We start from the raw sequence: 13,187 nt of genomic DNA, 5'->3' as shown, positions 1-13,187 counted from the left end.
CGCCCTTCGCGCCCGGACGTCCCCTCCATGGACCTGTGTGGTTTTCCACAGCCCAGGTGACTGAACGGTAACTTAGACTCCGGCCATGGACGAGAAGGCCCTCCCGGGGCGGCTGCCGGAGCGCGACCGCCCCTGGGTGATGCGCACCTACGCCGGGCACAGCTCGGCCGCCGCGACCAACGCCCTCTTCCGTCGCAATCTCGCCAAGGGGCAGACCGGCCTGTCGGTCGCCTTCGATCTGCCCACCCAGACCGGGTACGACCCGGACCACGAGCTGGCCGCCGGCGAGGTGGGCCGGGTCGGTGTGCCGGTCGCCCATCTCGGCGACATGCGGGCCCTCTTCGACGGCATCCCGCTCGGCGAGATGAACACCTCGATGACCATCAACGCGCCGGCGATGTGGCTTCTCGCCCTCTACGCCACGGTCGGCCAGGAACAGGGCGCCGAGCCGACCCGCTTCGCCGGGACGACCCAGAACGACATCATCAAGGAGTACCTGTCCCGGGGGACGCACATCTTTCCGCCGGCGGCGTCGCTGCGGCTGACCGCCGACGTCATCGCCTACACGCTGCGCGAGATGCCGCGGTGGAACCCGGTCAACATTTGCTCGTACCACCTGCAGGAGGCGGGCGCGACCCCGGTGCAGGAGGTCGGCTTCGCGCTGGCCACCGCGGTCGCCGTGCTCGACACGGTCCGCGACTCCGGCCAGGTGCCCGCCGAGCGAATGGGCGAGGTGGTGCAGCGGATCTCGTTCTTCGTCAACGCCGGGGTGCGCTTCGTCGAGGAGATCGCCAAGATGCGCGCCTTCGGCGCGCTCTGGGACGAGATCACCCGGGACCGGTACGGCGTGACCGAGTCCAAGCAGCGCCGGTTCCGCTACGGGGTGCAGGTCAACTCGCTGGGGCTGACCGAGGCCCAGCCGGAGAACAACATCCAGCGCATCGTGCTGGAGATGCTCGGGGTCACCCTCTCCCGCGACGCCCGGGCCCGCGCGGTGCAACTGCCCGCCTGGAACGAGGCGCTCGGCCTGCCCCGGCCCTGGGACCAGCAGTGGTCGCTGCGGATGCAGCAGGTGCTCGCGTACGAGTCGGACCTGCTCGAATACCCCGACCTCTTCGCCGGCTCACACGTGATGACCGCGCTGGTGGACGAGATCGTCACCGGGGCCCGGACCGAGCTGGACGCGGTGCTGGAGATGGGCGGCGTGGTCGCCGCGGTGGAGACCGGCTACCTGAAGAGCGCGTTGGTCGCCTCGCTGGCCGACCGGCGGCGCCGGATGGAGGCCGGCTCGGACGTGGTGGTCGGGGTCAACCGGTTCACCGAGACCGAGGAGTCACCGCTGACCGCGGCCGGCGCGGAGGCGGTCGAGCAGGTGGACCCGGCGGTGGAGGCCGCCGCCTCGGACGGCGTACGCCGGTGGCGGGCCGGGCGCGACGGCGCGGCGGTCGACGCGGCGCTGGCCCGGCTCCGCGCCGACGCGGCGACCAGCGCGAACCTGATGCCGGCGACGCTGGAATGTGTACGGGCCGGGGTGACCACCGGCGAGTGGGCGGGCGCGCTGCGCCAGATCTTCGGCGAGTACCGGGCGCCTACCGGGCTGACCGGGGGTGCCGGCGCCGGCGCCGACGCGGGGCTCGTCGACGTGCGGGACCGGGTCACCGCCACCGCCCGGGAGCTGGGCAGCGGCCGGCTGCGGTTGCTGGTCGGCAAGCCTGGCCTGGACGGGCACTCCAACGGCGCCGAGCAGATCGCGGTGCGGGCCCGGGACGCCGGCTTCGAGGTGGTTTATCAGGGCATCCGGCTGACCGCCGGGCAGATCGTCGCGGCCGCCGTCGAGGAGGACGTCGACCTGGTCGGGCTCTCCGTGCTCTCCGGTTCGCACCTGGCGGCGGTGCCGGCGGTGCTGGACGGGCTGCGCGCCGCCGGCCGGAGCGACCTGCCGGTGGTGGTCGGCGGCATCATCCCGGCCGGGGACGCCGACCAGCTCCGCGCCGCCGGCGTGGCCCGGGTCTTCACCCCGAAGGACTTCGCCCTCACCGGCATCATCGACGAGCTGGTCACGGTGATCCGCGAGGCCAACGGCCTGGCCTGAGCCGACCGAGATCGCACCGGCCCGCGCCGGGGTCAGCGCTCGTCGTAGGTCATGCAGTCGGCGAGGTCGTTGTCCGGGCCGACCCGGATCGCCGGAGCCCGGCACTCCAACTGCGCGTTGTGCCGGCAGTCGGCCCGCTGGCAGGCTCCGACCTGGGCGATCAGGTCGGCCACACCCGCGCGCACCGGCAGCTCCACGAAGGTGTGGCAGTGCGCGTGGTCGGCGCTGCCGATGGTGATGGCGAAGGCGTGCCAGTCGCCGGTCTGGTTGTACGCGCACGCCGCTACGACGCACTCCTCGACGCGGGGCATCTGCATCGCTGTGGTCATGCCGGCCTCCTCGGGCTTTTGCCTAAATTTTAGGCTTTTGCCAGGCCGCTGGCTGTGGATCGCCCGCCCCGCCGGGCTGCCCGACCGCCGTCACCGCAGCGGGTCGGCGAGCACCTCGGAGAGCGGCGCCGGTTGCAGCCCCCGCTCGGCCAGGCCGGCCAGGATGTGCGGCAGCGCCTCGTCGGTCATCGGCGCGTTCGCCTCGGTGACGTGCATGATGATCACCGAACCGGGACGCGCCTGCGACAGGACCGCCCGGACGAGTGGCCGCCACGAGGTCGCGAACGGGTCGCCGCTCACCACGTCGCCGTCCACCACGGTGACGCCGAGTGGTGCCAGGGCGGCCAGTGCGGTGCGGTCGTGGCAGAGGCCGGGGAAGCGGAAGTACCGGGTCTGCCGGCCCCCGTACGGCGCGATCACGTCGAACGTCCGGGCCACGTCGGCGGTCATCTCCCGCTCCCGGATCCGGGGCAGTTGATAGCAGTCCGGGGTGAAGGCCAGGTGTCCGTAGGTGTGGTTGGCCAGTTCGAAGCGCGGGTTGCCGGCCAATCGCCGGGTCACCTGCGGGTACTGCTCGACCCACTTGCCGGTGAGAAAGAACGTCGCGGGCACCTGCTCCCGCTCCAGCAGGTCGATGATCGCCAGGTTCGCGTACGACCGCACCGCGCCGCTGCGCAGTTGCCGCCGCATCGCGTCGGTCATGTCGGCGTCGAAGGTGAGTGCCACCTTGTTGCCGGTACGCGGCCCGTGGTCGACCACGGGCGGCCGGATGCCGGGTCGGGTCGCGCCGGGCGGTGCTCCGAAGCTCGCCCCGGCTGCCGGCGGCGAGGCGGTGGCCGGCTCGGGTGACGCCGGCGTACCCGGGCCGCCCGCCCCAACTGTCCCGGTCGGGCCCGGGCCGTCCGGGAGGTAACCCGTGCCGGGTGCGCCGTGTTCGGCCCGGTCGGTGCCGGGCAGTCGGGCCAGGCTTGCGTTCACCGGCTCGTGGCGGGGGAGTGGGCCGGTCAGCAGGGCCGCCACGCCGGCCAGAGCGGCCAGCATCGCGGTGAGCGGAACGCGGAGTTTCTTCACGGGCACCGGGAGATGATCGCAGCGCCGCCCGTCCCGTGGTGGCCCCGATGTCCGCGCCGGCCCCGATCCGACCCGGGTCCGATGAATGTCGGGGTGTCCGGGTCGCCGGGATACGCCGACCTCCTTGAACCCGAGAAGATCGAGCAAGTCTGGCTCTTGGCCGAGTCGGCGGGCGACACGTCTGGGGTGACTGTCCGGTTCCGCGGCGCGGGTCGCTGTGCCATCCGGTGTGACCTGGGCGGATTGCGCACGTCTGCGGTGTGACCGGGGGCATCCGGGGGCCGGAATGATGGGTGGCCGGGCGTCGTTGAATATCCGCGACGGCCGAGGTAGCAGCCCCGTCAGCCGGTCGGCGGCGCGGGCCCGGCCCCCCGGAATGATGGCGGGCTGCCGGTCGTTACATCTGGTCCCGGCCGGTGGCCCGGCCCCCCGGAATGATGGCGGGCCCCCGGTCGTTACATCTGGACCCGGCACCGTGAGGCCCCCCGGCCTCGCACGCCGGATGGCCGATGAGCCGCCCTGCTGGTGTGGCCCGGCCGGAAGACTTTTCCCCCTTTGATTCATGAGCGCCCTGTCGAGGTGCTTCACACCCGCGCGTGAACCCCGACCCCCGTCGGTGGTGTGGGTGTCTACCCCCGAATTGGAGCTTTCCCGATGAACACGATCATGCGTAAGAGTGTTATCGGTCTTGCTGGTCTGGCTTTCGCCGGTGGTGTGATCGGTGGTCCGATCGCGGCGCACGACGCGCAGCCGGTCGACAGCAAGCCCGTCGCGGTGCTGCAGGTCGACAAGCCGGGTGTGGACAAGGCCAAGCTGATCCCGCACGGCGTGCAGGGCGAGCAGTCCCACATCGACCTGAACGACGAGCAGACCAAGAATGTGAAGGCGATCATCGCGGCGACGAAGAAGTCGGGTCTGGACGAGCGGGCCGCGGTCATCTCGATCGCCACGTCGCTGCAGGAGTCGAAGCTGGAGAACCTGGGCCACCTCGGCGACATGAACGACCATGATTCGCTGGGTCTGTTCCAGCAGCGCCCGTCCAGTGGTTGGGGTACGCCGGAGCAGATCACGGATCCTGAGTACTCGACGATGGCGTTCCAGAAGGGTCTGAAGCAGGTTGATGGTTGGCAGGACATGCCGCTGACCGAGGCCGCGCAGACGGTGCAGGTGTCGGCCTACCCGGACGCCTACGCCCAGTGGGAGCAGCAGGCCGCTGACCTGGTCGCGCAGTACTGGAACAGCTGACAACCGCAAAGCGATCTGATCGCTGGCCGGCACCCCACCCGGGGTGCCGGCCAGCGGCGTCTTCGCGTGTCGTGGCCGACCAGGCGACGGGTCGACGGCGGCCGTCCGAGTCAGACGCGGAAACCGGCAGCCCGGGCCGCCTGCCGTTCCCGGCGGCGGTCGCCCCGGCGGCGCCGGAACCAGAAGACGAAGACCACCAGTCCGGCCAGGAAGAGCAGCACCAGCACCGGCAGCAGGATCGCGACGACCGACATCAGCGCGCTGGTCGCGTCCTCGGCGGTGCTGGCCACCGGGGCGCCGACCCCGGCGGTGGTCGCGTTGATGACCGGCCGGGCTGCCGACTTGAGCAGGTGCACGCCGAAGGCGATGAGCACGCCGGTCGCCACCGGCACCCACTGGTGCGAGGAGAAGAAGCTGCCCGGGTCGCTCACCGTGACCGTCTCCGCGGTCGAGCCCGCGCCGAAGGCCAGGCCTCCCGCGGTCGGCCGGACCACGGTCTGCACCACGTCGTTGACGTGGTCGACCACCGGCACCTTGTCGGCGACCACCTCGACGGCGAGCAGCACCGCCAGGATGGCGATGACCCAGCCGTTCCCGAGCCAGGACCAGCCGCCCGGCAGGTCGACCAGATCGGTGTACCGGGCGAGCAGACCCATGATGAGCAGCGGGATGTAGGCGTTCAGTCCCGCCGAGGCGGCGAGGCCGGTTCCGGTGAGGAGTTCGAGCACGGTCTCAGCATCCCATCGGCGCGCCAGTGCCGCTCGGTGGCGATCGCCGGTCCCTCCGCTACCCTCGTCGGGTGCGGTTGGTCATTGCGAAGTGCTCGGTGGACTATGTCGGACGACTCTCGGCGCACCTGCCGCCGGCGACCCGGTTGCTCATGGTGAAGGCCGACGGGTCGGTCTCCATCCACGCCGACGACCGTGCGTACAAGCCGCTCAACTGGATGAGTCCGCCCTGCCGGCTGGAAGAGGCGCCGGGAGTGTGGCGGGTGGTCAACAAGGCCGGCGAGGAGCTGCGGATCACCCTCGAGGAGATCTTCCAGGACACCTCGTACGAGTTGGGCATCGACCCGGGGCTGCGCAAGGACGGCGTGGAGGCGCACCTCCAGGAACTGCTGGCCGCCAACCCGGGCACCCTCGGCGAGGGGTTCACGCTGGTGCGTCGCGAGTACATGACCGCGATCGGCCCGGTGGACCTGCTCTGCCGGGACGGCGACTCCCGGGCGGTCGCCGTCGAGGTGAAGCGGCGCGGCGAGATCGACGGGGTGGAGCAGCTCACCCGCTACCTCGAACTGATGAACCGTGATCCGCTGCTCGCCCCGGTCGCCGGGGTCTTCGCCGCGCAGGAGATCAAGCCACAGGCGCGGGTGCTCGCCACCGACCGGGGGATCCGCTGCGTGGTCGTCGACTACGACAAGCTGCGCGGCATCGAGCGCGACGAGCTGACGCTGTTCTGATCGGCGGTCCGGCGCTCACCTGCCGTACATCACCTTGATCGCCTTGACGAGTCGGGCCACGTCGGCCGGGGTGCGTTCGAAGGTCATCGAGGGCAGCAGCGAACGGGCCCGCCGCCGGGTGATCGCCTTGGCCCGGCCGAACTCGCGCAGCCCGTCCTCGCCGTGGATCCGGCCGAAGCCCGAGTCGCCCACCCCGCCGAACGGCAGCGTGGACATTCCGGCGAAGGTGAGGGTCGAGTTGACCGAGGCCATCCCCGAGCGCAGCCGCCGGGCGATCGCCACCGCCTGCCGCCGGCCGAAGACCGAGCCGCCCAGGCCGTACGGCAGGGCGTTGGCCTTGGCGACGGCCTCGTCGGCGTCGCGGACCCGGTTGATGGTCAGCGTCGGGCCGAACGTCTCCTCCCGGACGGCGGCCGAATCCTCCGGAACGTCGACGAGCACCGTCGGCCGTACGTAGGGCGGCTGCACCGCGTCCGCGCCGCCCAGCACCGCCCGCCCACCCCGGGCCAGCGCGTCGTCGATGTGCCGGCGGATCACCGCGAGCTGGTCGGGCATGGTGATCGGGCCGAGGTCGGCGCCGTCCGGGCCGACGGTCAGCCGGCCGGCCCGGGCGACCACCTTCTCGACGAAGGCGTCGAAGACCGGCTCGACCGCGTAGACCCGCTCGATGCCGATGCAGGTCTGCCCGGCGTTGGTCAACCCGCCCCAGACGCAGGCCTCGGCGGCGGCGTCCAGGTCGGCGTCCGCGTCGACGATCATCGCGTCCTTGCCGCCCGCCTCCAGCAGCACCGGCGTCAGCGACTCGGCGCAGGCGGCCATCACCTTCTTCGCGGTGGCCGTGGAGCCGGTGAAGGCCACCTTGCCGACCCCGGAGCGGCAGAGCGCCGCCCCGACGTCGCCGAGACCGTGCACCGCGACGAGGACCGGCTGCTCCGGCACCACCTCGGCGAAGCTGTCCACCAGCCACTGGCCGACGGTCGGCGTGTACTCGCTGGGTTTGAAGACCACCGCGTTGCCGGCCGCCAGCGCGTAGGCGGTCGAGCCGATCGGGGTGAAGACCGGATAGTTCCACGGGCCGATCACGCCGACCACCCCGTGCGGCTGGTATTCCAGGTGGCCGGAGAACTCGGCGAGGATCAGCCGGGAGCGGACCCGACGCGGGCCGAGCACCCGGCGGGCGTTGCGGGCGGCCCAGTCGATGTGCTCGATCGCGGTGACGATCTCGACGATGGCGTCGGCGACCGGCTTGCCACCCTCGACGTGCACCAGTTCGGCGAGCTGCTCGATCCGCTGGGCGAGCAGAGCCCGCCAACGCAGCAGCCGCGTCCGGCGGCCGGCGAAGCCGAGCCCGGCCCACCACTGCCCGGCGACGCGGGCCCGCTCGACCGTCGCCGCAACCTCGGCGGCGGTGGCGACCGGGAACCGCCCGGCCTCGGCGCCGGTGGCCGGGCTGGTGGAGACCAGCATGCCGTCGGAGATGACCGGGGCGCCCGGGACATGCACAGCCGTCATGGCGGAAGTCTAGACCCGAAGATTACTCGCTGGTAGGGCGACGAACGGCCGAAATGTGGCATCCCGCGGCGCGTCCGACGGGCGCGGGGCCGCGGCGGCGACAGGATGGAGGTGACCAGCCCGGCCGCCCGAATCGGGGAACGGAAGGTGTCCGGCCGGCGACGCGGAGGTGGCCGCGCGGCGGTGGATGGCGACTACCGTCTGATGGCAGGCTGACGCGCGGAGTGACGGTGCCGGGTGGAGGGCTGAGGGGTCCATGGAGGAGCGTTCCGAACTGTTGCCGTTGCTGACGGTCGCCGGCGGCCCGATGCGCGGGGCGAGCTTCCGGCTGGGCCTCCATCCACAGGTGATCGGCCGGGCCCCGACGGTCGACGTGGTCGTCCACGACCCGCATCTGAGCCGGCGGCACGCCGAGGTCTGGCTGGCGCCCGACGGCGCCGCACTGCGCGACCTCGACTCGACCAACGGCACCTGGCTGAACGACCAGCGGATCAGCGAGGTGACCCGGCTCGCCGACGGCGACGTGATCCGCCTCGGCCGCACCGAGCTGCGCTTCTTCGACCCGGGTGTGGCGCGTACCGACCCGGTCGGGATCAGCTTCGGCCCGCCCCGCCGGGACCACCGGCCCACGTTGCCGCTGCCGCTGGCGACGCCGCCGACCAGGCTGCGCTGAGCCGGGCACCGACCCGGCGGCCCGCCACACCAGGGGTCGCCGCGGGGTGGGGGCGGGCCACATGGACCAGCCTCCGGCGAGCTGGCAGCATGCGCCCGATGGAGACCGAGCAGCGGATCGTCACGGCGAACGGCATCACCCAGGCGGTACGGGTGGCCGGGCCGCCGGACGGCGTGCCGGTGCTGCTGGTGCACGGCAACTGCTCGTCGGCCGCCTTCTGGGAGCCGCTGGTACGGCGGCTGCCGCACACGCTCCGGGTGGTCGCTCCCGACCTGCGCGGTTACGGCGACACGCAGACCGCCCCGGTGGACGCCACCCGGGGCCTGCGCGACTTCGCCGACGACGTCGCCGCCCTGCTCGACGAACCGGGCCTCTTCGCCGCCGACGCCCGCCCGGTGGTGGTCGGGCACTCGCTCGGCGGTGGAGTGGCGATGCAGCTGCTCGTCGACCACCCGCACCGGGTGGCCGGGCTGCTGCTCGCCGCCCCGGTCTCCCCGTACGGCTTCGGCGGCACCCGCGACGTGACCGGCACCCCGACCACACCGGACTTCGCCGGTACCGGGGCGGGCACCGCCAACCCCGACTTCGTCGCCCGGCTGGCCGCCCAGGACCGCGGCGACGACGCCCAGGCCAGCCCCCGCAACGTGCTTCGGGCCACCTATGTCGCGGACCCGGCCTCGCTCGGTGCGGACGAGGAGCTGCTGCTGGACACCGTGCTGTCCACGGCGACCGGGGACGACAACTACCCCGGCACCGCGGTCGCCTCGGCGAACTGGCCGGGCACCGCGCCCGGCGAGCGCGGGGTGCTCAACGCTCTCGCGCCGACGTACTTCCGGGTCGCCGACGAGCTGGTCGAGGTCGTCGGGAAGCCGCCGGTCACCTGGGTACGCGGCGACTCCGACGTGATCGTCTCGGACACCTCGCTCTTCGACCTGGCCTACCTCGGCTCGCTGGGCGTGCTGCCCGGCTGGCCCGGCGAGGCCCAGTGCCCGCCGCAGCCGATGATCGGCCAGACCCGGGCGGTGCTGGACCGGTACGCGGCCGCCGGTGGCGCGTACCGCGAGGTGGTGCTCCCGGGCTGTGGGCACAGCCCGCACCTGGAGCGGCCCGCCGAGTTCGTGGCCGAGCTGCTGGCGCTGACCGCCGTCCCGGCCGTCTGACCGCCCCCGGACCCGGGCCGCCCGAGCCCACCCGAAGCCGGGCGGCCCGACCCCGGAGGGGCCGTGGCCGGGTGGCATGGCCGGGCGCGGGCGCGGTGGGTGAAATATGCCACGGCGTCTCGACAACCGAGCGTCACGTGGCAGACTCGCGCGCATAACCTTAGCGGCCGTTCATGTGGCCGTGCGGAGCCTTTGGGGAGGCCGGTCGTGGCGCGCGAGTTCAACACCATCGGTGTGGTGGGACTGGGCACCATGGGTGCCGGCATCGTCGAGGTCTTCGCCCGCAACGGCATCGACGTCGTCGCGGTGGAGATCTCCGAGCCGGCCGTGGAGCGCGGCCGGGTCACCCTGACCGGCTCCACCGACCGGGCGGTCGCCAAGGGCAAGCTCGACCCGGCGGACCGCGACGCGCTGCTCAGCCGGGTGCACTTCGCGGTCGGGCTGGACGCCCTGCACTCGGTCGACCTGGTGATCGAGGCGGTGCCCGAGCACCTCGACCTGAAGCAGCGGATCTTCGCCGAGCTGGACCGGGTCTGCAAGCCCGAGGCGATCCTGGCCACCAACACCTCCTCGTTGAGCGTCACCGAGATCTCCGTCGCCACGCACCGGCCCAACCAGGTCATCGGCATCCACTTCTTCAACCCGGCGCCGGTGATGAAGCTGGTCGAGGTGGTCCGGACCGTGGTCACCTCGGCCGAGGTGGTCGCCGACGTGGAGGCGCTCTGCGCCCGGCTCGGCAAGGTCGACGTCACCATCAACGACCGCGCCGGCTTCATCGCCAACGCGCTGCTCTTCGGCTATCTCAACCACGCGGTCGGCATGTTCGAGTCGCACTACGCCAGCCGGGAGGACATCGACGCCGCGATGAAGCTCGGCTGCGGCCTGCCGATGGGCCCGCTGGCGCTGATGGACCTGATCGGCCTGGACACCGCGTACGAGATCCTGGACACCATGTACCGGCGCGGCGGGCGGGACCGCCGGCACGCACCGGTGCCGCTGATCAAGCAGATGGTCACCGCCGGGCTGCTCGGCCGTAAGTCCGGCCGGGGCTTCTACACCTACGAGCGGCCCGGCTCCCCGGTGGTCGTGCCGGACGAGGCCACGCCGGTCGCCACCGGGGCCGCACTCGCCGACGGCGCCCGCGCCATCGCGAAGGTGGGTGTGGTCGGCTCCGGAACGATGGCCACCGGCATCATCGAGGTCTTCGCCAAGGCCGGCTACGAGGTGGTCTCGGTGACCCGGGGCGCGGAGAAGTCCGGGCGGGTCTGTGAGGCGGTGAAGACCTCGCTCAACAAGGGTGTGGTGCGCGGCAAGCTCAGCGAGGACGACCGGGACGCCGCGCTCGGCCGGATCACCTGGTCGGCGACGCTCGACCACCTCGCCGACGTCGACCTGGTGGTCGAGGCGGTGGTCGAGGAGCTGAGCGTGAAGAAGGCGCTCTTCGCCAGCCTGGACGAGATCTGCAAGCCGGGTGTCGTGCTCGCCACCACGACGTCCTCGCTGCCCGTGATCGACGTGGCGATGGCCACCCAGCGGCCGGCCGACGTGGTCGGGCTGCACTTCTTCAACCCGGCCCCGATCATGCCGCTGGTCGAGGTGGTGCGGACCATCCGTACCTCGCCGGAGGCCACCGCCACCGCCCGCGCGGTCTGCGCCGCGCTCGGCAAGACCGCCGTGGTCTGCGGGGACCGCTCCGGGTTCATCGTCAACGCCCTGCTCTTCCCGTACCTGAACGACGCGGTGAAGATGCTGGAGGCGAGCTACTCGACCGCGGACGACATCGACCACGCGATGAAGCTCGGCTGCGGCTACCCGATGGGCCCGTTCGAGCTGCTGGACGTGGTCGGCCTGGACGTCTCGCTGGCCATCCAGCGGGAGCTCTACCTGGAGCTGCGCGAGCCCGGCTTCGCCCCCGCGCCGCTACTGGAGCACCTGGTCACCGCCGGCTACCTGGGCCGCAAGACCGGCCGCGGCTTCCGGGACCACACCCACCGCTGACCGGTGTCAACAGCCGGCACCGGTGACGGCGTCTGACTGGTGTGACCTTCGAGGAGTACGTCAGCAGCCGCGGGCCGGCGCTCGTCCGGCTGGCCCGGCTGCTGACCGGTGACGAGCACCGGGCCGAGGACCTCACCCAGGACGTGCTGGCGCGTGCCTACGTGCACTGGCGGCGGATCGGCCGGGCCGACCGGCCGGACGTGTACGTGCGCCGGATGCTGGTCAACGCCAACACCTCCTGGTGGCGCCGCCGGTCCAGTCGAGAACTGGCCACCGCCGAGTTCGCCGAACGGCCCGGCCGGGGCGACCTGGGCGGCGAGACCGCCGACCGGGACGAGATGTGGCGGCTGATCCTCGGCCTGCCCGACCGCCAGCGGGCGGTGCTCGTGCTCCGCTACTACGAGGACCTCGACGACGCCACCATCGCCCAGATCCTGGGCTGCTCCCCGGTCACCGTCCGCACCCACGCAATGCGGGCGCTCAGCCAGCTGCGGGAGCGCCACGGCCTCCCGATGACGAACGGGAGCCGGTCGTGACCGACCTCGACGAGCGGATCGCCCGGGTGCTGCGGGACCACGCCGACGGGCCCGTGGACACCAATCGGCTGATGTCGGCCGCGGTGAACGGGGGACGGGCCCGTCGGCGCCGTCGGCGGACGGTGCTGGGCGCCGCGCTCGGTGTCGCGGTCGCGCTGGGCGCCGGTGTGGCCCTGCGCACGCCCTCGCCGGCCCCGCCGACGCCGGCCGTGACGCCCAGCCCGACCGTGGTCACCCCGCCCCGGGCGCCGGGGGTGCCGGGGGCGGCCGCCCGGCCCGACCTGGTCGGCACCGATCCGGGGCTGCTGCACTTCGGGGTCGACCCGGCGGCGGCCGAGGTGGTGGCCTGGCGCTCCGCGGCCCGCGTCGAGAGCATGCGGCTGGACCTCGGCGGCGGCCGCCAGGCCATGGTCGTTCTCGCTGCCGACCCGGAGGTGGCCGAGATCGGCGACTCCAGCCAGCTGTTCGAAATCGGTGGCGGTCTGGCGAAAGCCTCGGCGTTCAACGGGCTGGCGCACCGGCTCGACCGGGTCACGAACGGCTGGGTGCTCCGTTGGCAGCCGGTCCCCGGCCTCTACGCCCGGGTCGCCACGTTGGGCGACACCGACGCCGAGGTACGCCGGGCGGCGGCCGCGTTGCGGTTCGACGAGACGCGCCGCTGCGTCGCGCCGATCCGGCTGACCGCCCTGCCCCAGGGCGCCCGGATCACCGGGTGCGAGGTGGCGACGCGGGAGCTGGCCTGGCCCGGGGTCCTGACCAGGGCGCAGTCACCGACTCCGACGCCGATGCCCGCCCGGGCCGTGGACCAGACCACGGCGACGCTGACGGTCGCGCTCGACGCCAAGGCCAGCATGCCGGTGCGCCTGCGGTACTCGCCGCGTCCGGTCGACGATCGGCAGAAGGCCAATCGCACCATCGCCGGCCGGCCGGTGTTCGACATGGGCGACTTCTGGTCTGTGCTCGGCATACCGCACACCGACCTGTCGTTGGGGCACGAGAACCGCTGGCAGCGACCCCCCACCGACGCGGAGGTCGAGACGCTGATCGGGGGGCTCCGGGTGGCCGACGACCTTGGCGAGCCGACCACCTGGCAGTGACCGTAACCTTGGCTA

12 protein-coding genes are annotated in these 13,187 nt (G+C 72.6%); 8 read left to right on the top strand and 4 right to left on the bottom strand.

Annotated features, from left to right (window positions below; all coding sequences use genetic code 11):
* The first annotated feature begins 85 nt into the window (after window positions 1-85).
* A complete protein-coding gene (locus ACIBBA_RS20495; RefSeq protein ID WP_396699315.1) occupies window positions 86-2,092 on the top strand; it encodes a protein meaA in 2,007 nt (668 codons plus the stop codon).
* A gap of 32 nt (window positions 2,093-2,124) precedes the next feature.
* Here the strand turns inward: ACIBBA_RS20495 and ACIBBA_RS20490 are convergent, their stop codons facing one another.
* Window positions 2,125-2,421, bottom strand: coding sequence for a DUF1540 domain-containing protein (locus ACIBBA_RS20490; RefSeq protein WP_396699313.1), 297 nt, complete (start codon window positions 2,419-2,421; stop codon window positions 2,125-2,127).
* Window positions 2,422-2,511: 90 nt separating this feature from the next.
* Window positions 2,512-3,498 carry a polysaccharide deacetylase family protein gene (locus tag ACIBBA_RS20485; protein WP_396699311.1) on the bottom strand — a complete coding sequence of 329 codons (987 nt, stop codon included), beginning with the start codon at window positions 3,496-3,498 and terminating at the stop codon, window positions 2,512-2,514.
* Window positions 3,499-4,146: 648 nt separating this feature from the next.
* Here ACIBBA_RS20485 and ACIBBA_RS20480 point away from each other — a divergent pair.
* The gene (locus ACIBBA_RS20480) at window positions 4,147-4,737 is read left to right on the top strand and encodes a hypothetical protein (RefSeq protein ID WP_396699309.1); all 591 of its coding nucleotides are present in this window, start codon (window positions 4,147-4,149) and stop codon (window positions 4,735-4,737) included.
* Window positions 4,738-4,847: 110 nt separating this feature from the next.
* On the opposite strand, the gene ACIBBA_RS20475 is transcribed toward ACIBBA_RS20480, so the two are convergent.
* A complete protein-coding gene (locus ACIBBA_RS20475; protein ID WP_396699307.1) occupies window positions 4,848-5,465 on the bottom strand; it encodes a DUF4126 domain-containing protein in 618 nt (205 codons plus the stop codon).
* A 71-nt stretch (window positions 5,466-5,536) separates the two neighbouring features.
* Between ACIBBA_RS20475 and nucS the strand changes: the two genes are divergently transcribed.
* Window positions 5,537-6,196: an endonuclease NucS gene (nucS, locus tag ACIBBA_RS20470; RefSeq protein ID WP_396699305.1), complete on the top strand. Its 660-nt coding sequence runs from the start codon at window positions 5,537-5,539 to the stop codon at window positions 6,194-6,196.
* A 15-nt stretch (window positions 6,197-6,211) separates the two neighbouring features.
* Here the strand turns inward: nucS and ACIBBA_RS20465 are convergent, their stop codons facing one another.
* Entirely contained in the window at window positions 6,212-7,708 is a 1,497-nt protein-coding gene (locus tag ACIBBA_RS20465) for an aldehyde dehydrogenase family protein (protein ID WP_396699303.1), read from the bottom strand.
* A gap of 256 nt (window positions 7,709-7,964) precedes the next feature.
* Here ACIBBA_RS20465 and ACIBBA_RS20460 point away from each other — a divergent pair, with 256 nt between their 5' ends.
* The 5 genes from ACIBBA_RS20460 (at window position 7,965) to ACIBBA_RS20440 (ending at window position 13,172) form a co-directional block, all read left to right on the top strand.
* Window positions 7,965-8,381 carry an FHA domain-containing protein gene (locus ACIBBA_RS20460; protein WP_396699301.1) on the top strand — a complete coding sequence of 139 codons (417 nt, stop codon included), beginning with the start codon at window positions 7,965-7,967 and terminating at the stop codon, window positions 8,379-8,381.
* 89 nt (window positions 8,382-8,470) lie between these two features.
* On the top strand, window positions 8,471-9,541 hold the full coding sequence (locus tag ACIBBA_RS20455) for an alpha/beta hydrolase (protein ID WP_396699299.1): 1,071 nt from the start codon (window positions 8,471-8,473) through the stop codon (window positions 9,539-9,541).
* A gap of 207 nt (window positions 9,542-9,748) precedes the next feature.
* A complete protein-coding gene (locus tag ACIBBA_RS20450) occupies window positions 9,749-11,539 on the top strand; it encodes a 3-hydroxyacyl-CoA dehydrogenase family protein (protein ID WP_396699297.1) in 1,791 nt (596 codons plus the stop codon).
* A gap of 41 nt (window positions 11,540-11,580) precedes the next feature.
* Window positions 11,581-12,075 (top strand): SigE family RNA polymerase sigma factor, encoded by a 495-nt coding sequence (locus tag ACIBBA_RS20445; RefSeq protein WP_396699295.1) that lies wholly within the window; start codon window positions 11,581-11,583, stop codon window positions 12,073-12,075.
* Window positions 12,072-13,172 (top strand): hypothetical protein, encoded by a 1,101-nt coding sequence (locus ACIBBA_RS20440; RefSeq protein ID WP_396699293.1) that lies wholly within the window; start codon window positions 12,072-12,074, stop codon window positions 13,170-13,172. The genes ACIBBA_RS20445 and ACIBBA_RS20440 overlap by 4 nt, the downstream gene beginning before the upstream one ends.
* The last annotated feature ends 15 nt before the right edge of the window (window positions 13,173-13,187 follow it).

Source organism: Micromonospora sp. NPDC051006, assembly GCF_044456245.1.
In the GTDB taxonomy this organism is placed as follows: Bacteria; Actinomycetota; Actinomycetes; order Mycobacteriales; family Micromonosporaceae; genus Micromonospora.
This window is presented reverse-complemented; position numbering and strand designations above follow the sequence as displayed.

Excerpts from the sequence above, each read along its gene's own strand:
- ACIBBA_RS20495 (WP_396699315.1), top strand. The coding sequence starts at position 86 with ATGGACGAGAAGGCCCTCCCGGGGCGGCTGCCGGAGCGCGACCGCCCC.
- ACIBBA_RS20490 (WP_396699313.1), bottom strand. The coding sequence starts at position 2,421 with ATGACCACAGCGATGCAGATGCCCCGCGTCGAGGAGTGCGTCGTAGCG.
- ACIBBA_RS20480 (WP_396699309.1), top strand. The coding sequence starts at position 4,147 with ATGAACACGATCATGCGTAAGAGTGTTATCGGTCTTGCTGGTCTGGCT.
- ACIBBA_RS20465 (WP_396699303.1), bottom strand. The coding sequence starts at position 7,708 with ATGACGGCTGTGCATGTCCCGGGCGCCCCGGTCATCTCCGACGGCATG.
- ACIBBA_RS20460 (WP_396699301.1), top strand. The coding sequence starts at position 7,965 with ATGGAGGAGCGTTCCGAACTGTTGCCGTTGCTGACGGTCGCCGGCGGC.
- ACIBBA_RS20455 (WP_396699299.1), top strand. The coding sequence starts at position 8,471 with ATGCGCCCGATGGAGACCGAGCAGCGGATCGTCACGGCGAACGGCATC.